The organism is Pseudomonas sp., from assembly GCF_017744435.1.
GTDB lineage: Bacteria > Pseudomonadota > Gammaproteobacteria > Pseudomonadales > Pseudomonadaceae > Aquipseudomonas.
In genome coordinates this window covers 146,428-164,777 of the sequence record NZ_JAGIBG010000004.1, presented here as the reverse complement: position 1 = coordinate 164,777, position 18,350 = coordinate 146,428, and the positions used below count along the sequence as shown (strand labels likewise).

At 64.7% G+C, this 18,350-nt stretch carries 13 protein-coding genes; 3 read left to right on the top strand and 10 right to left on the bottom strand.

Annotation, left to right across the window (positions count from 1 at the left end; translation table 11 throughout):
- The first annotated feature begins 216 nt into the window (after positions 1-216).
- Positions 217-1,635, top strand: coding sequence for an amino acid permease (locus J7573_RS04940; RefSeq protein ID WP_294326532.1), 1,419 nt, complete (start codon positions 217-219; stop codon positions 1,633-1,635).
- A gap of 16 nt (positions 1,636-1,651) precedes the next feature.
- Here the strand turns inward: J7573_RS04940 and J7573_RS04935 are convergent, their stop codons facing one another.
- The 3 genes from J7573_RS04935 to J7573_RS04925 all read right to left on the bottom strand — a co-directional run bounded on the left by J7573_RS04935 (position 1,652) and on the right by J7573_RS04925 (position 9,097).
- The gene (locus tag J7573_RS04935; RefSeq protein WP_294326531.1) at positions 1,652-2,791 is read right to left on the bottom strand and encodes an OpgC domain-containing protein; all 1,140 of its coding nucleotides are present in this window, start codon (positions 2,789-2,791) and stop codon (positions 1,652-1,654) included.
- Between the two features lie 135 nt (positions 2,792-2,926).
- Entirely contained in the window at positions 2,927-4,546 is a 1,620-nt protein-coding gene (locus J7573_RS04930) for an FMN-binding glutamate synthase family protein (RefSeq protein WP_294326528.1), read from the bottom strand.
- Between the two features lie 282 nt (positions 4,547-4,828).
- Positions 4,829-9,097 (bottom strand): crosslink repair DNA glycosylase YcaQ family protein, encoded by a 4,269-nt coding sequence (locus J7573_RS04925; protein ID WP_294326526.1) that lies wholly within the window; start codon positions 9,095-9,097, stop codon positions 4,829-4,831.
- A 90-nt stretch (positions 9,098-9,187) separates the two neighbouring features.
- On the opposite strand from J7573_RS04925, the gene J7573_RS04920 reads away from it, so the two are divergent.
- Positions 9,188-9,601, top strand: coding sequence for an NUDIX domain-containing protein (locus J7573_RS04920; protein ID WP_294326524.1), 414 nt, complete (start codon positions 9,188-9,190; stop codon positions 9,599-9,601).
- Here the strand turns inward: J7573_RS04920 and metR are convergent.
- Positions 9,585-10,502, bottom strand: coding sequence for a transcriptional regulator MetR (gene metR, locus J7573_RS04915; RefSeq protein ID WP_294326521.1), 918 nt, complete (start codon positions 10,500-10,502; stop codon positions 9,585-9,587). The genes J7573_RS04920 and metR overlap by 17 nt on opposite strands.
- 198 nt (positions 10,503-10,700) lie before the next feature.
- Here metR and J7573_RS04910 point away from each other — a divergent pair, with 198 nt between their 5' ends.
- On the top strand, positions 10,701-11,696 hold the full coding sequence (locus J7573_RS04910; RefSeq protein WP_294326518.1) for an alpha/beta hydrolase: 996 nt from the start codon (positions 10,701-10,703) through the stop codon (positions 11,694-11,696).
- 115 nt (positions 11,697-11,811) lie between these two features.
- On the opposite strand, the gene J7573_RS04905 is transcribed toward J7573_RS04910, so the two are convergent.
- From J7573_RS04905 to J7573_RS04880, 6 genes are all read right to left on the bottom strand, one after another.
- On the bottom strand, positions 11,812-13,140 hold the full coding sequence (locus J7573_RS04905; protein WP_294326516.1) for a sigma-54 dependent transcriptional regulator: 1,329 nt from the start codon (positions 13,138-13,140) through the stop codon (positions 11,812-11,814).
- The gene (locus tag J7573_RS04900; protein ID WP_294326515.1) at positions 13,137-15,041 is read right to left on the bottom strand and encodes an ATP-binding protein; all 1,905 of its coding nucleotides are present in this window, start codon (positions 15,039-15,041) and stop codon (positions 13,137-13,139) included. The genes J7573_RS04905 and J7573_RS04900 overlap by 4 nt, the downstream gene beginning before the upstream one ends.
- A gap of 69 nt (positions 15,042-15,110) precedes the next feature.
- Positions 15,111-15,845: an amino acid ABC transporter ATP-binding protein gene (locus J7573_RS04895; protein ID WP_103449395.1), complete on the bottom strand. Its 735-nt coding sequence runs from the start codon at positions 15,843-15,845 to the stop codon at positions 15,111-15,113.
- Positions 15,842-16,513, bottom strand: a complete 672-nt coding sequence (locus tag J7573_RS04890) for an ABC transporter permease subunit (protein ID WP_103449396.1) — start codon at positions 16,511-16,513, stop codon at positions 15,842-15,844. Before J7573_RS04890 ends, J7573_RS04895 begins: the two co-directional genes overlap by 4 nt.
- Positions 16,514-17,260 (bottom strand): amino acid ABC transporter permease, encoded by a 747-nt coding sequence (locus tag J7573_RS04885; RefSeq protein WP_294326512.1) that lies wholly within the window; start codon positions 17,258-17,260, stop codon positions 16,514-16,516.
- Positions 17,261-17,406: 146 nt separating this feature from the next.
- A complete protein-coding gene (locus tag J7573_RS04880) occupies positions 17,407-18,324 on the bottom strand; it encodes a glutamate/aspartate ABC transporter substrate-binding protein (RefSeq protein WP_159409111.1) in 918 nt (305 codons plus the stop codon).
- Between the last annotated feature and the right edge of the window lie 26 nt (positions 18,325-18,350).

Sequence of the window (18,350 nt, the reverse complement as noted above, 5' to 3'; positions counted from 1 at the left end):
GCAGTCCCCGAAAAACTCGCTGAATTTCCCTGTTTTTACAGCGAAAACCCCTGTAACGGACTTCCTATACTGCTCGGCCCCTTCGCCCTGCCGGCCGCTCTAGCCCGGCACACGGGCCGGCCCACAAGGCCAGCCTGGCAAGCCAACGCCATGCCTATCGGCATGGCCGGTGCTGCACGAAGGTCAAATCCAATAACAAAATGAGGTTGTATTGCTATGCCAGTCGGCAACCATCCTGCCCATGCCGAACCCACCGAGGGCGGCCCGCTCAAGCGTGAGCTGGGCGAACGGCACATTCGTCTGATGGCCCTGGGCGCCTGTATCGGCGTCGGTCTTTTCCTCGGTTCGGCCAAAGCCATCGAAATGGCCGGCCCCGCGATCATGCTTTCCTACATCATTGGTGGCCTGGCGATCCTGGTGATCATGCGTGCCCTCGGCGAGATGGCCGTGCACAACCCGGTCGCCGGCTCGTTCAGCCGCTACGCCCAGGACTACCTTGGCCCGCTGGCGGGCTTTCTCACCGGCTGGAACTACTGGTTCCTGTGGCTGGTGACCTGCGTGGCGGAAATCACCGCGGTGGCCATCTACATGGGCATCTGGTTCCCTGACGTGCCGCGCTGGATCTGGGCCTTGATGGCGCTGGGCAGCATGGGCGCAGTCAACCTGATCGCGGTCAAGGCGTTCGGCGAGTTCGAGTTCTGGTTCGCCCTGATCAAGATCGTCACCATCATTGCCATGGTCCTCGGTGGCATTGGCGTGATCGCGTTCGGCTTCGGCAATGATGGCGTCGCTGTGGGCATCTCCAACCTGTGGAGCAATGGCGGCTTCATGCCCAACGGCGTGACGGGCGTGCTGATGTCGCTGCAGATGGTGATGTTCGCCTACCTGGGCGTGGAAATGATCGGCCTGACCGCTGGCGAGGCACGCAACCCGCAGAAAACCATCCCCCAGGCGATCGGTTCGGTGTTCTGGCGCATCCTGCTGTTCTACGTCGGCGCCCTGTTCGTGATCCTGTCGATCTACCCGTGGGACGGCATCGGCAGCCAGGGCAGCCCGTTCGTGATGACCTTCGAGCGTCTGGGCATCAAGACGGCTGCCGGCATCATCAACTTCGTGGTGATTACCGCTGCGCTGTCGTCGTGCAACGGCGGCATCTTCAGCACCGGACGCATGCTCTACAGCCTGGCGCAGAACGGCCAGGCCCCGGCCGCCTTTGCCCGCACCTCGAAAAGCGGCGTGCCGCGCAATGCGCTGCTGCTGTCGATCGGTGCGTTGCTGCTGGGCGTGCTGGCCAACTACCTGGTGCCGGAAAAGGTGTTCGTCTGGGTGACCTCGATCGCCACCTTCGGTGCGATCTGGACCTGGGTGATGATCCTGCTGGCGCAGATCAAGTTCCGCGCCGGCCTGTCGACCGCCGAGCAGAAGGCGCTGAAGTACCGCATGTGGCTGTGGCCGCTGAGCTCCTACCTGGCCCTGGCCTTCCTGGTGCTGGTGGTGGGCCTGATGGCGTACTTCGAGGATACCCGCGTGGCGCTGTACATCGGCCCGGCGTTCCTGGTGCTGCTGACGGTGCTGTATTACACGTTCCGTCTTGCGCCAAAGCAGGAGCAGGGCATCGTCAGCCCGGCGTCCTGATGTGAAAGAGGGGCAGCTAGGCTGCCCCTTGTCCGACCACCGGGGTTGCTGCCACGCGTTGCCCCAACTGCTGGTTCCAGTCCAGCCAGCCTGCCAGCATCAGCATGGCCAGCAGCCCGCTCAATGCGGTCAGCAGCTGCACCGGCCAGCGATCGCCACCCATCGCATTGAACATGTCCGCCATCGGCGCCAGCAACACGCCCAGGCAGAACACTTCCAGCGAATAGCGCCCCATCCTGCAACTCTGCCGCGCCGCCCAACCTTGCAGCCACGGGCCGCTGCGCACCAGCTTGGCGGTGCAGTAAGCCAGCGCCAGGAACTGCAACAACCGCAGCGGTGAGAGATTGGTCTTGTCGATCGGGTACAGCCATTCGCCCAGCCAGCGTGGGATCAGTACGTCGTGCAGTGCCGCCCAACGCCAGGACAGGGTGATCAGCGCGCTGGCCAGCACCACGACGGCTGCGGCCACGAACAGCGGCTGGCGCCATACCCGGTTGGACGTCTTTGTTGCGGTGCGCTGCCCACTCAGTGCTGCTGCGCCACCGAGTACGAACAGCAATTGCCAGGCAAACGGGTTGAAATACCAGACCCCACCGGCCTGGGCCGGCAGGTTCCACTTGAACGCCTGCACCAGTACATACAGCCCCAGCGACAGGCCCACCGCCAGCGCCAGGCGCTGCATCAACACTGGCAGCAGCAGCGGCAAGCCCAGCAACAACAGGATGTACAGCGGCAGCGGGTCCATCAGGTTGGGTTTGAAGCGCAGCATCAATTCGTCCACCAGCGCTTGCTGCGGGTCGTGGAGGAAGTAGCTCAGCCCCATGCCCTCGATCATGTCCCGCTGGGCATGGTGGTTGGCGACGAACACCATGCCCATCAGCAGCGCCAGCAGGAAGATATGCGCCACGTACAACACCCAGACCCGGCGCAGGATGCGCATGCTCGCCACCAGCCAGCCGTCGCGCCGGGCGACCTTGCCGTAGGCCAGCACTGCCGCGTAGCCGGCGAGGAACACGAAGATCTCCGCCGCATCGCTGAAGCCGATATTGCGCACGGTGAAATTGCCCAGCGGGTTGTCGGGAATGTGGTCCCAGAAGATGAACACCAGGGCCAGGCCACGGAAAAAGTCGATGCGAAGGTCGCGGGCGTTGTTCATGGTCAGTGCCCTGGTCTGGAGGTTTCAGAGAAGATCGTCCGGTGTACCAGGCGGTTCCCTTCGCCTCAGGCAAGCTGACTGAAGGCCGATTCGCCACTACCGCCAACTTGCATTTCATTCAGCCAGTATAGGTACTCAAGCGACCGCTTCACTTTGCGGCTCGAAGCTGTCGGCCCGGGCCATCTGCCACATGCGCGAATAGAACTGCCCGTTGACCTCGCCGGTCAGTAGTTCCCCAGGCTTGAGGAACACATGCATCTGCGAGAACAGCTTGATCTCGGTGGCCGACACGCGCCGCACCAGGTGCCTGGCCTCCAGCTGCGCCGGGTGTTCAAGGCCTGCTGCGGCCAGCATTTCGGCCAGCGCACGCAAGGTATTGTGGTGGAAGTTCAGCACCCGCTGGGCCTTGTCCGGCACCACCAGGGCGCGCTGGCGCAGCGGGTCTTGCGTGGCCACGCCAGTCGGGCACTTGTTGGTGTGGCAGCTTTGCGACTGGATGCAGCCGATGGCGAACATGAACCCGCGCGCCGAGTTGGCCCAATCGGCGCCGATGGCCAGCACGCTGGCGATGTCGAAGGCGCTGACGATCTTGCCGCTGGCGCCGAGCTTGATCTTGTCGCGCAGGTTCAGGCCGACCAGGGTGTTGTGCACGAACAACAGGCCTTCACGCAGCGGCACGCCGATGTGGTCGGTGAACTCCACCGGCGCGGCGCCGGTGCCGCCTTCCTTGCCATCGACCACGATGAAGTCGGGCAGGATGCCGGTTTCCAGCATGGCCTTGGCGATGCCCATGAATTCCCACGGGTGGCCCAGGCAGAACTTGAAGCCTACCGGTTTACCACCGGACAGCTCCCGCAGCTGGGCGATGAAGTGCATCATCTCGATCGGGGTGGAGAAGGCGCTATGGCGCGAAGGCGATATGCAGTCCTCGCCCATCAGTACACCACGGGTTTCGGCAATTTCCTGGGTCACCTTGTGCTTGGGCAGGATGCCGCCGTGGCCGGGTTTGGCGCCCTGGCTCATCTTGATCTCGATCATCCGCACCTGTGGGGTGCGTGCCTGGGCGGCAAAGCGTTCCGGGTCGAAGCGGCCGTCGGCGGTGCGGCAGCCGAAGTAGCCGCTGCCCAGCTCCCAGACCAGGTCGCCACCGTTTTCGCGGTGATAGGGGCTGATGCTGCCTTCGCCGGTGTCGTGGTGGAAGTTGCCCAGCTTGGCGCCCTTGTTCAGGGCGCGGATGGCGTTGGCACTGAGCGAGCCGAAGCTCATGGCCGAGATGTTGAAGATCGACGCCGAATACGGCTGGCTGCACTGCGGCCCGCCGACGATGACCCGGAAGCTTGCCGGGTCGGTCAGTGGCGCCGGGCGCATGGAGTGGCCGATGAACTCGAAGCCTGATTCGTAGACGTCGATCAGGGTGCCGAAGGGTTTGTCCGAGGCTTCGTTCTTGGCCCGGGCGTATACCAGCGAGCGCTGGGCGCGGGAGAAGGGCAGGGCGTCACTGTCGGCTTCCAGCAGGTACTGGCGGATTTCCGGGCGGATGGCCTCGACCAGGTAACGGATGTTGCCAAGGATCGGATAGTTGCGGCGTACCGCGTGGCGTTGCTGCATCAGGTCGAACAGCCCGATCAGGCTGAGCACCCCGGTGGCCACGGTGAACGGCCACAGCCATTCGTGGTGGAGGAACGGCAGGCTCGCCAGGGTGAACAGTACACAGGCGGTGAAGAAGGCATAGCGGCTGAGAAGTGACAGGCTCATACGGGGTCCTTGCGATGGCGCGGTCAGGCTCAGGGCCTGGGGCAAACCCCGACCATAGCCAACTTGTGTGGCAGTGCAAATCAAAATCGGGGTAGCGAAAATCATTCTCGTCCGTGGGTGTTTGCCGACAGATGTGCAGCGCCTATCAGAACGAGCGCCGACCGCGATGCGCCGCGCGGGCGGCGCTCGATCTCACAGGCGCTGAAACTCTGTCGGCGTACGCCTGTGGTCTTGATAAGCCCTCAAGACGGACACCGCGATGCTTCAGACCTTCAAGCCAGATCACAGCGCATCGCGCACCAATTTCTCCTTCCATCTAGCCTGCTCCTGCGCCGCCCCCTCCACCAGATAGCTATACCGCCCCGCCACCCGCACCGCTACGGGTACGCCATCGCGATACAGCAGCCGGTTATCACCCGCAGCAGGCACTTTCGCACCGGGCAGCAACGACCCTATCAAGTTCAGCGGATCACTGGCGCTCACCACCACCAGCCCACCATCTAGCGCCCGTCGGCGTACCTGCCGAAGCAACCCGACCGCCTCCGGCAAGGCGAATTGCTCACCTGCCAGCCCGGCAATGAAGCGCCCACCCCGAATCTCGCCACGCGCTTCCAGCCGGTGGTAGCAACGCAGCAGCTCGCGCCAGGGCGGCAGCACATCGCTCTCTCGTTCCAGCAACCGCCAGCAGATCACCCCATAGCGCCGCAGCAGGGCGCGGGCGATGTGTTCCAGGCGCTGCTGCTCGTCGACCGTGCCGCTGCCCCGCCGCAACAAGGCCCAGCGCCCGGCGTGGGCCATGCTGCTGGACAGCGGCGGGTGGCCGCGCCGGCTGTTGCGCGATGAGCGCTTCGCCGCCGGGGTAATCAGGCTGCGCAGGCCGGTGAAACTGTCGGCACCCACCAGGCCGGCACCCACCAGCTCCTGCAACGCCGTCTCCAGTTCGCTGGGCAGCAGATGGGCATCAACGGTCAATTCGTCGAAGAACAGCGCACCCTGGGCCTGCAACGCCTCAAGCACCCGTTGTGCCCGCCCGCCAAGTGCTTCCGGGGCCGGCTCGGGGGCAAGGCTACGCCACAGGCCCATGTGTTCACGCGGCAGCAACACCAACGGTGTGCTCGACAAGGTATTGCTCGCCAGCGTCGCCGCCAGCCGGCTCCAGGCAAACTGCCCGCTGCGGCAGGCATCGTCCAGCCAGTGCGGACTGTAGTCCTTGATCCGTGCGGGCAGCAGTTCCGCTTCCCAGGCGCCGGCAGCACTGGGGAAACCCTGTAGCTGCCCCAGCACTTCGGCCACCGCCTGAGGCCCACGCAGGCGCTCATCAGGCGCCAGGTGCTGCCAGTCGAACAGAAAACGCATGAAGTCCTGCAGGCTGACCGGCTCGATCTCTCGGCGCAGGCGTTTCACCGTATAGCGATGGATGCGTGCCAGCAGGTGGCGCTCACACCACTGCAGGTCCCGTGCCCCTGGGCTGAAGTGGCCACGCAACACATAACCTTCGGCTTCCAGTCGGGCCAGCGCCTGCTCGACCTGAGCAACCGGCTTGCCAAGTGGTGCGGCAATCTGTGCCACGCTCAGCGGGCCGTAGCCGCTCAGGCGGGCGCGTAGCAGCTCGCTCAGCGCGTTGTCCGGGTCGATGGCCTGGTCGAAGCCGGGCAGTACTTCCAGTGCGGGCTCCAGGCGCGATGCCGGATACAGCGTTTGCAGCAGGTTCAGGCGTTCGCGTGCCAGCCAGAGCTTTTCATCGATCAGGCGCATGGCGCGCCCGGCCTTGGCCAGCTGGCGTAGCAGCAGGTCCCAACTGGGATTGGCCTGGACTTCGTCCTGGCTGACGGCGCCCAAGGTCATCAGCGCCTCGTGCATCTCGTCGGCATTGCCCGGTTGCGGCCAGGCCTCGGCCTGCACGGCGGTGATCGCATCGGCGTCCAGCGCACCGAGGTCATCGCCGTCATGCATCTCATTCCAGCGCCGGTTGAGCACCGCCTGGGTGCGTCGTTCCTCCAGCGGGGCGTCATCGAGGAAGGCATAGGGCCGTGCATTGAGAATGGCCGAGGCCAGCGGCGAGGGCGCTGGCAGGTCGCGGCACAGCAGGCGCACCTGGCCGCTTTCCATGCGCCGCAACAATGCCAGCCAGCCTTCGCTGTCCATGGCCTCGTGCAGGCAGTCGTCGAGGGTCTGCTCAACCAGTGGGTGATCGGGGATCTGCCGTTCGCCGACGATGTTCTCCAGGCAGGCGATCTGGTCGGGGAACACCGCGGCAATCAGGTCCTCGCTCTTCATGCGCTGGATCTGCGGCGCCACCTTGCGCCCGCCGACGAAGCGCGGCAGGGCCAGGGCCACGCCAGCGTTCCAGCGCCAGCGCACGCCGAACAACGGGGCGTCGAGCAGGGCCTGGATGAGGATCTGCTCGGCGCTGCGGCTGTTGAGGTAGCGCCACACCTCGTCCAGTTCGAAGCTGTGACTGGTCGACAGCGACAGCACGATGGCGTCTTCGCTGGCCGCAGCCTGCAACTCGAAATTGAAGGTGCGGCAGAAGCGTTTGCGCAGGGCCAGCCCCCACGCACGGTTGATACGGCTGCCGTAGGGCGAATGGATGATCAGCTGGGTACCGCCGGACTCGTCGAAGAAGCGCTCCATCACCAGGGTCTGTTGCGAGGGCAGGGCACCGAGCACCTGGCGGGTGCGGCCCAGGTAGTCGAGCAACTGGCTGGCGCTGGCTTCGTCGAGTTCGAAGGTGTCCTGCAGCCACTGCAGAGCCTCTTCGCTCTGTGCCAAACGGTCATCCAGGCGGGCCTGCAGGCGGGCGACTGCAGCGGACAGTTCGTCACTGCGCCCCGGTGCTTCGCCGAGCCAGAAGGGAATGGTCGGCGGCAAGCCCTGGGCATCCTCGACGCGCACTCGCCCGGGCTCGACCCGCAGAATGCGATAGGACGCATTGCCCAGCTGGAAGATGTCCCCGGCGATGCTTTCCACCGCAAAGTCTTCGTTGACGCTGCCGATGTTCAGCGCCTGGGGCTCGAGCAGCACGGCATAGTCGGCATTGTCGGGAATGGTGCCGCCACTGGTCAGTGCGGTCAGCTGGCTACCCCGGCGCCCGCGCAAGGTGCCGCTGACCGCATCACGGTGCAGATAGGCGCTGCGGATGCCCAGGCGGCCGTTGTAGCCTTCGGCAAGCATGCGCAGTAGGGCCTGGTAATGCGCGGGATCGAGGGCGGTATAAGGCGCGGCTTGGCGCAAGCAGTCGAACAACGCCTGTTCCTGCCAGGGCTGGTTGCTGGCCTCGGCGACGATCTGCTGGGCCAGCACGTCCAGCGGTGCCTTGGGGACATGCAATTCATCGAGTTCGCCATGGCGCACGCAGTCGAGCAGGGCCACGCATTCGATCAGGTCATCGCGGGAAGTCGGAAACAGCCGGCCCTTGGGGATGCCCTCGACCTGGTGCCCGGAGCGGCCGACGCGCTGCAGGAATGCCGCAATCGAGCCGGGTGATTCGATCTGGCAGACCAGGTCGACATCGCCAATGTCGATACCCAGCTCCAGCGCGGCGGTGGCCACCAGCACCTGCAGCTGGCCGTTCTTCAGGCGCTGCTCGGCGTCCAGGCGCAGCTCCTTGGCCAGGCTGCCATGGTGCGCGGCTACCGCTTCCTTGCCCAGGCGGTCGCTGAGGTGGCGCGTGATGCGTTCGGCCAGGCGCCGGGTGTTGACGAAGACCAGTGTGGTGCGGTGTTCGCCGGCGAGGGCAGCCAGGCGGTCATAGACCAGGCCCCAGACGTCCGTGGCCATGACGGCGCCGAGCGGCACCGGCGGCACTTCGATGGCAAGGTCGCGCTGGCGCGCATGGCCGACATCGACGATTGCGCATGGGCGCTGGTCGCCAACCAGGAACTGCGCCACGCGCTCCACCGGACGCTGGGTGGCGGACAGGCCGATACGTCGCAGTGGGCGCCCACACAAAGCCTGCAAACGCTCCAACGTCAGCGCCAGGTGGGCACCACGCTTGTTGCCGGCCAGGGCGTGGATTTCATCGACGATCACTGTGTGCACGTTGGCCAGGCCTTCACGGCCGGAGGCCGAGCCCATCAGCACGTACAGCGACTCGGGTGTGGTCACCAGGATATGCGGTGCCAGCTTGCGCATGGCCGCCCGCTCTTTTTGCGGGGTGTCGCCGGTGCGCACGGCAGCGGTGATGCGTGGTGCTTTCAAGCCCTGTTGTTCAAGGGCCTGGCCGATGCCTTCAAGCGGTGCCTGCAGATTCAGGCGGATGTCGTTGGACAGCGCCTTGAGCGGCGACACGTAGACGACCTGGGTGTGCGCCGGCAGCTCGCCGTCATGCTCCAGGCCTTCGCGAAACAGTTCGTCGAGCACGGCCAGAAAGGCGCTCAAGGTCTTGCCCGAACCGGTCGGCGCGGCGAGCAGCATCGACTGGCCGGCATGGATCAGGGGCCAGGCACGGGCCTGGGCATCGGTGACCGTGGCGAAGTGGCGGCGGAACCAGGTGCCGACGGCCGGGTGGAACAGCTCGAGCACCGGGTGCTGGTGGGCTGGCAGGTTCATCTGTTGGTTATGGCGGGTGAACGGCGGCTTGGCAAGGGGCCGTTCGTCGCGGATCTTCTGTAGACTGTCGCCTTTTCAGCGAGCCCACCCATGCCCAACATCATCCGCATCGCCGCCGCCCTGTTGATCGACCCGCAAGGCCGCACCCTGCTGGTGCGCAAGCGTGGCACCCAGGCGTTCATGCAACCGGGTGGCAAGATCGATGCGGGTGAATCACCCATTCAGGCGTTGATGCGCGAACTGCACGAAGAGCTGGGGCTGCACATTGACCCGGACCAGGCCGTGCACCTGGGCCAGTTCAGCGCACCGGCAGCCAACGAACCGGGCTTCGAGGTCCAGGCCGAACTGTTCCGTGTCGACAGCGCCGAAGCGGTAGCCCCGGCGGCGGAAATCGAAGAAGTGCTGTGGATGGCCGCCGATCAGACAGCAACGCCTGAATTGGCGCCGCTGACCCGCGACCTGATCCTGCCTTTGTACCGCCAGGCCGTCAGCGTACCGCGCTGACCCCGTCGAGGGTGGCGAACGAGGTGTCCTTGGCGGTCAGCAGGAAGTCGCGCATGTAAGGCGCATCGAGCATGTCGGTGCGCACCGCCGCGTACAGCGTGGCGAACAGGCCTTTCTCGCCCAGGCGCTTGCCCTTCACATAGCCCCGCGCGCTGTATTCGTGCAGCGCCCAGTGCGGCATGCCACACACGCCACGGCCGCTGGCCACCAGTTGCATCATCATCACCGTCAGCTCGGACGTGCGCACGGCAGCCGGCTCGATATCGGCCGGCTCCAGGAAGCGAGTGAAGATGTCCAGGCGGTCGCGCTCCACCGGGTAGGTGATCAGGGTCTGGTCGAGCAGGTCCTGGGGCACCATGTAGGGTTTGCTGGCCAGCGGGTGCTGGTTGGCCACGGCGAGCATGGCTTCGTAGGTGAACAGCGGCACGTAGGTGATGCCGGCGAGGTCCAGCGGGTCGGAGGTCACCACCAGGTCGAGGTCGCCCCGGGCCAGCGCCGGCAGTGGGGCGAAGGCAAAGCCCGAGGCCAGGTCCAGCTCCACCTCCGGCCAGGCATCGCGGAACTGGTCGATGGTTGGCATCAGCCACTGGAAGCAGCTGTGGCATTCGATGGCCATGTGCAGGCGCCCGGCGGTGCCACCCGCCAAGCGGGCGATGTCGCGTTCGGCGCCGCGCAGCAGCGGCAGGGTGGCATCGGCCAGTTGCAGCAGGCGCAGGCCGGCACTGGTGAAGCGGATCGGCTTGGTCTTGCGCACGAACAGCGGCAGGCCCAGGCGCTCTTCAAGCTCCTTGAACTGGTGCGACAGCGCCGACTGGGTCAGGTGCAGGCGTTCGGCCGCCTCCACCAGGCTATCGGCCTCGCGCAGGGCATGAAGGGTTTTCAGGTGGCGGATCTCCAGCACGGCTGACTCCGAGAGAAAATTTTGAGAAAACAGGGGAATGAGTTGAGTTTCGCTCATGTTGCCCCGGGCTGTCGACTGGACCCTGCGCCGCACCGCTCGGCAGGGTTCATCAAACTGTCACTGAACTGTGGCAGCGCGCCCGAATTAAATTCATCAGACTCGCGCTCTACTGGGGATCTGCATTCTGGTGTTTCTTTCATGCGGGCTTTTCTGCTTTTTTTCTTTCTGGTGTTCAGCACTTCGGCAAGCTTCGCCGACACCCGCTGCGACGCCCATGTGCCGGTACAACGTGCCGAAATCGGTGAGCTGAGCCTGGTCTATCAGAGCGTCGGCGCGCCTCGTGATCCGGCCTTGCTGCTGGTCATGGGCCTGGGCGGGCAACTGATCCATTGGCCGGACGATGTGGTCGAGGCGTTGTGCCGCCAGGGCTTCCGGGTCATTCGCTATGACAATCGCGATGTCGGCCTATCCCGCTGGAACCAGCTGCCGCCTTCGGCCAACCTCACGGTCGAGCTGTTACGCTACAAGCTCGGCTTGCCAGTTTCCGCGCCTTACACCTTGACCGACATGGCCAACGATGGCCTGCAGCTGATGGATGTACTGGGCATTCGCCAGTTCCATGTGCTGGGCGTGAGCATGGGCGGGATGATCGCCCAGCACCTGGCCGCCATGGCGCCCGAGCGAGTGCGTAGCCTGACCCTGGTGATGTCCAGTTCCGGGGCGGCAGGGCTGCCGGCACCGGATCCGGCCCTGGTGCAGTTGCTGGCGCGGCGCAGTGCGCCGAGTCGTGAGGTGGCCATCGAGCAGCAGGCTGACTTGCTGGCTGCGTTGGGCAGCCCGCAGGTGCATGACGATCGGGCGGTGCTGCTGCAGCAGGCGGCGGTGGCGTACGACCGGGCGTACAACCCGGAAGGCGCCAAGCGCCAGATCATGGCGATTCTGGCCGAGCCGAGCCGCGTGCAGTTGCTGAATGAGTTGCGGGTGCCGACACTGGTGGTGCATGGCACCGCCGATCCGTTACTGCCGGTGATGCACGGGGTGCACTTGGCGGCGCATATTCAGGGGAGTCAGCTTCGGTTGATTCCGGGGCTGGCGCACCGCTTCCAGGAGCGGTTCAAGGCACCCTTGCTGGCGGCGGTGCTGCCTTACCTGCAATCGCACCGGCAGGATGTTACCCATATCGCCGGGCTTTGAATCGGCACCGCCTGCTTCGCGGGCATGCCCGCTCCCACAGGAATAGTGTGATGCCCGAGGCTTGCACAGTACCTGTGGGAGCGGGCGTGCCCGCGAAGCAGGTGACGCCGCTCTGTCAGCCAAGCCCGTACTTCTTGACCTTGTCGAACAGGGTGGTCTTGGCCATGCCCAGCTCTTGGCTGGCCTGGCTGAGGTTGCCGCCGGTGCGTTGCAAGGCATCGCTGAGCAAGTTGCGCTCAAAGGCCTCCACCGCCTCGGCAAACCCCAGCCCCTGGCTGGCGCCACCGCTTGGCCCCTTCTTGAACGCCGGCAGCCCCAGGGCATAGCGCTCGGCCACGTTGCGCAACTCGCGCACGTTGCCCGGCCAGTCATGGGCCATCAGCCGCGACAGGGTCTGGCTGTCCAGCGTCGGCGCCTCGCGGTCGAAGCGCAGCGCCGATTGCTGCAGGAAGTGCTCGAACAGTTGCAGGATGTCTTCGCGGCGCTCGCGCAGCGGTGGCAGCTCAAGGGTCACCACGTTCAGGCGGTAATACAGGTCGCTGCGGAACTGCCCGGCCTGGCCCAGCGCGTCGAGGTCGGACTTGGTGGCGGCGATCACCCGGCAATCCACCGCAATGCTCTGGTTCGAACCCAGGCGCTCCAGGGTGCGCTCCTGCAGCACGCGCAGCAGCTTGATCTGCAGGTTGATCGGCATGCTCTCGACCTCGTCGAGGAACAGCGTGCCGCCATTGGCGTGTTCGATCTTGCCGATGCGCCGCTTGCCAGCGCCAGTGAATGCGTTGGCTTCGTGGCCAAAGATCTCGCTCTCGAACAGGTTTTCCGGCAGGCCACCACAGTTCAGCGCCACGAACGGCTGGCCCTGGCGTCGGCTGAAATCGTGCAGGCAGCGGGCGACCAGCTCCTTGCCGGTGCCGGTTTCACCTTCGATCAGCACGTTCGCCGAGGTATCGGCGACGTTGGCGATCAGCTCGCGCAGATGTTCCATGGCCGGCGAGCGGCCGATGATACGCCCCTCCAGGCTGCTCTGTTCGGCCAGCTGCCGGCGCAGGGCCACCACCTCGCGTGACAGCCCGCGTTGCTCAAGTGCACGGCGCACCACATCGACCAGGCGCTCGGGCGAGAACGGTTTCTCCATGAAATCGTAGGCACCATTGCGCATGGCGCCGACGGCCATGTCGATATCGCCGTGGCCGGTGATCAGCACCACTGGCAGGCTGCGGTCGCGGGCCTTGAGGCGGTTGAGCAGCTCCAGGCCATCGATGCCGGGCAGGCGGATATCGCTGACGACGATCCCGGCAAAGTCATCGCCGATGCGCTCCAGGGCCTGTTCGGCACTGCCGACCCCTTCACAGGCGATGTCTTCCAGGGCCAGCGCCTGCTGGCAGCCGAGCAGCACATGCGGGTCGTCTTCGACGATCAGGACGGTAAGTGGCGCTTGGTTCATGGTTGCTCTGCCGATTCGCTGGGGGGCGTGACCAGGGGCAGGGCGAGGACGAACGCGGTGCCGCCACTGGCGGGGTGCTCGACGTTCAGGCTGCCCTTGGCGGCGGCGGCAAGGCTCGCCGACAGGGTCAGCCCCAGGCCCAGGCCATGTTCGCCCGGTTTGGTGGTGAAGAAGGGTTCGAACAGGTGCTTGCGGGTTTCGGCATCGATGCCGTGGCCGTTGTCGCGCACCCGCAGGCGGTACTTGTCGCCTTGCAGCTCGCCTTCGAGCCACAGCTCGGGCAGTGGCTGGGTGGCCATGGCATCCAGGGCGTTACCGATCAGGTTGACCAGGATCTGCTCCAGGCGGGTCTGGTCGATGGCCAGCTGTTGGTCGTCGAACAGGCTGTGCAGCTGCAGGTGGCAGCCTGTGATGCGGTTGTTCAGCACCTGCAAGGAGGCGTCCACGGCCTTGGCCAGCGACGCCTGGCCGCTGTCGTCGCCACGCCGGGCGAACGAGCGCAGGCTTGCAGTGATGCGGCCCATGCGGTCGATCAGGTCGTTCATGGTGCGCAGGTTGGTGCTGGCGGTTTCCAATGCACCCCGTTCCAGGAAGCGCACGGTGTTGCCGGACAGGGTCCGCAACGCTGCCAGTGGCTGGTTGAGCTCGTGGGCGATGCTGGTGGACATCTGCCCGATCGCCGCCAGCTTGCCGGCCTGTACCAGTTCGTCCTGGGCGTGGCGCAGGGTCTGTTCGGCGTGCCGGCGTTCGCGGATCTGGCCCTTGAGCCGTTCGTTGCTGGCGCGCAGGTCGGCGGTGCGGTCGGCAATGCGCCGTTCCAGTTGGCTATTGGCTTCTTCCAGGGCCTCGCGGGCGGCCAGGCGTGTGGCAATCACCTTGCGCCGCTCGTTCCAGGCGATGGCGAGGATGGTCAGCAGAGCGAAGGCCACGCCGACCAGGATGCCCTGCACCATGGATTCGCGGCGCAGGTCCTGCAGCGGGGTGAGCAGGGTGAAGTGCCAGGGCGTGTCGGCCAGGCGCCGGGTTTGCGCCAGGTAGCTCACTTCGTGGGGCTTGCCCTGGGCGGTTTCGGCGTTGGCCGGGAAGGTCAGTTTCTCCACGCCATCGGCCAGGGTTTCGCGGGCCAGCGGCTGCAGTTCGTTCAGCGGCCACCAGTAATACTGCAGGCTGCGTGCCAGGCGCTCCTTGATCTGCGGGGTCAGTGGGCGCACCGATTTCAGGCGCCGGGCCGGGTCGCTGGAGAGAATGATGATGCCGTTCTCGTCGCTGACGAAGGCTTCCAGGCGGGCGCGCTGCCAGCGCTCTTCGAGGGTATCCAGGCGCACCTTGATCACCGCCACGCCGATGATCTTGCCGTGCTCTTCCAGGCCGTGGGCGAGGTAGTAGCCAGCCTCGCCCGTGGTGCTGCCGATCCCGTAGAAACGGCCCGGTTCGCCGCGCACGGCGCTTTGGAAATAGGCCCGGAACGACAGGTCTTCACCCAGGAACGAGTCGGCATCGCGCCAGTTGCTGCTGGCCTGCACCCGGCCGTTGGTGTCGAGGACGAAGATCGCCCGGCTGCGGCTGCGGCGGTTCAGGCCTTCGAGGTATTCGTTGACGGTCTGCCGGTTGGCGCCATCAGGGTCGGTGAGCAGCTGCGAGACGCTGTCCTCCAGCTCCAGCAGGCTCGGCAGGTAGGTGTACTTGCTGATTTCGCTCTCGACCGTGCGCGCATGCAGCTCCAGCGCGCGCTCGCCGCTTTCGCTCAAGGTGCGGATGCCGTTGCTCTCGCTGATCAGGAAGCCGGCCATGCCCAGCCCGACCATCAGCAGGATGATCAGGGGCGGCAGCAGCAATTGGCGAATCAGGCGGGATTTCACGGCGGGCTTGGCAGGGAGAAGAAGCGAAGGGTCGCATTTCATCACAGTGGCCTTGTCACGGCCAGCATCCGCTGCCGGGCGAACCCGGGCAGCGGTGCCGTTGTTGCCGAATCAGTGTTGCAGGATCTTGCTGAGGAAGTGCTGGGTGCGTTCGTGGCGGGCGCTCGGGTTGCCGAAGAAGTCTTCCTTCTGGCAGTCCTCGATGATGTTGCCCTTGTCCATGAAGATCACCCGGTTGGCCACTTTGCGGGCGAAGCCCATTTCGTGGGTCACGCACATCATGGTCATGCCTTCGTGGGCCAGTTCGACCATCACGTCCAGTACTTCGTTGACCATCTCCGGGTCCAGCGCCGAGGTCGGTTCGTCGAACAGCATGACGATCGGGTCCATCGACAGCGCGCGGGCAATGGCTACGCGCTGCTGCTGGCCGCCTGAAAGCTGGCCGGGGTGCTTCTTGGCATGGGCACTGAGGCCGACGCGGTCGAGCAGGGCCAGGCCCTTCTTGGTCGCTTCCGCTTCACTGCGGCCGAGTACCTTGCGCTGGGCGATGGTCAGGTTCTCGGTGATGCTCAGGTGCGGGAACAGCTCGAAGTGCTGGAACACCATGCCCACCCGCGAGCGTAGCTTGGGCAGGTTGGTCTTGGGGTCGGCGATCGAGGTGCCATCAACCACGATGTCGCCTTTCTGGAACGGCTCCAGCGCGTTGACGCACTTGATCAGTGTGGACTTGCCCGAGCCCGATGGGCCGCAGACCACCACCACTTCACCCTTCTTCACTTCGGTGGTGCAGTCGGTCAGCACCTGGAAGTCGCCGTACCACTTGTTGACGTTCTTGATGGAAATCATACGGTGATCCTTTTTTGCAGGCGCTTGACCAGCCACGAAGCGGAGAAGCTGATGACGAAGTACACGACCCCGGCGAAGATCAGGAACTCATGGGAGCGCCCGATGATGTCGCCGTTGGAACGTGCCGAATTGAGGAAGTCCACCAGGCCCACGGTGTACACCAGCGAGGTGTCCTGGAACAGGATGATGCTCTGCTGCAGCAGCAGCGGGGTCATCTTGCGGAAGGCCTGGGGCAGGATGATCAGGCGCATGGTCTGGCCGTAGGTCATGCCCAGGGCCTGGGCAGCGCCCATCTGGCCCTTGGAGATCGACTGCACACCGGCGCGGACGATTTCGCAGAAGTAGGCGGCCTCGAACATCATGAACGCCACCACGCACGAGGTGAAGGCACCCACCGGGGTGTCCTCGCCGGTGATCCAGCGCAGCACGAACGGCACCGCCAGGTAGAACCAGGTGATCACCAGCAGCAGCGGGATCGAGCGGAAGTAGTTGACGTAGGCACCGGCCACACGCGACAGCAGCTTGCTCGACGACAGGCGCATCAGCGCCAGGATGGTGCCCAGCACGATACCGCCGACCACGCCCATGACCATCAGCTGCAGGGTCATGACCATGCCGTCCCACAGGGCCGGCAGGGCGGGGATGATTTCGCTGAAATCCATGTCCATTTACTTGCCCCCTACGGAGATCAGGCCAGGCACGGCGACTTTCTTCTCGACCATGCGCATCAGCAGCATCAGGCCCATGTTCAGGGAGAAGTAGATCAGCGTGGCCAGGGTGAAGGCCTCGAACAGGTTGGCCGAGAACTCGGCGGTCTGTTTGGTCTGCGCCAGCAGTTCCATCAGGCCGATCAGCGAGGCCACCGAGGAGTTCTTGAACACGTTCAAAAATTCCGAGGTGAGCGGCGGAATGATGATCCGGTATGCCTGCGGCAGCAGCACGTTGTTGTAGATCTGCGGCAGGCTGAAGCCCATGGCGCGGGCGGCGGCTTCCTGGCCACGAGGCAGCGCCTGGATACCGGTGCGCACTTGTTCGCAGACGCGGGCGGCGGTGAACAGGCCCAGGCAGATGACCACGCTGATCAGCGCCGAAGTGGTCGGGTTGAGGTCTTGCTTGAACCATTCCTGCAGGCCTTCGGGCAGCAGGTCCGGCACCAGGAAGTACCAGATGAACAGCTGCACCAGCAGCGGCACGTTGCGGAACAGCTCCACGTAGGCGGTGGCGATGCCCGATACCAGACGGTTCGGCACGGTACGCATGACGCCGAGGACCGACCCCAGCAGCAATGCGATGATCCAGGCGGAGATGGCGATGGCGATGGTCCAGCCCAGACCGGTAATGTACCAGTCCAGATAGGTCTCGCTGCCCACGCCGGTGGACTTGAAGAACACGCCCCAGTCCCAGTTGTAATTCATCGGGATTTCCCCTCAGACGGTTGTTTCACGGGCACCTTCGAGCATCCAAGGGCGATGAACGCCCTCGGATGAAAGGGTAGACACTAAAGCGTGGCCTGTGGGTTCAATCGTGTGCGGATGCGCACCAGGCCACTATTGACTGAGGATCAGGACTTCTTCTCGTCCGCGGCCTTGTCGGTCGGCTCGGCGATTAGTTTCTTCAGCTCGTCGCTCATCTGGAAGTTCAGGTTGAGGCCCTTTGGCGGGATCGGCTGGGTGAACCACTTGTCGTAGCTCTTGTTGACTTCGCCCGACTTGAAGTAGGCAACGATGGCGTCATCGACCGCTTTCTTGAAGGCCGGGTCATCCTTGCGCACCATGCAGCCGTAGATTTCGTACGACTGTGGAGTACCGGTGATAACCCAGTCGGCCGGCTTGCGCGCCTTGGCCATTTCGCCGGCGAGCAGGGCGTCGTCCATCATGAAGGCCACGGCGCGGCCGCTTTCGAGCATGTTGAAGGCTTCACCGTGGTCCTTGGCGGAAATCACGTTCATCTTCATCTGCTTGTCGGCGTTCATCGCCTTGAGGATGCGCTCGGAGGTGGTACCGGCGGTGGTCACCACGTTCTTGCCGGCCAGGTCCGGGAAGTCCTTGTAGGAAGGCTGACCGTCCTTGACCTTGGTCAGCAGGCGGGTACCGACTTCGAAGATGCCGACCGAGAAGCCGACTTGCTGCTGGCGCTCGACGTTGTTGGTGGTGGAGCCGCACTCAAGGTCGACGGTGCCGTTCTGCACCAGCGGGATGCGGGTCTGGGAAGTGACCAGGTTGTACTTGACCTTGATGTCGGTACCCAGTTGCTTCTTCAGGGCATCGACGACAGCCAGTTGGATGTCATGGGAGTAACCCACGGGCGTTTGACCGCCGGCCAGGTAGGAAAATGGAATGGAAGAGTCGCGGTGGCCCAGGGTGATGGTGCCCGAGTCCTTGATCTTCTTCAGGGTACCGGTCAGTTCTTCAGCCATGGCTGGCGAAGCGATGATCGCGGCGGCGATGGTTGCGCCCAACAGATGACGAACGATACGCATCAAATTTTCCTCGACGTGTTTGTTTT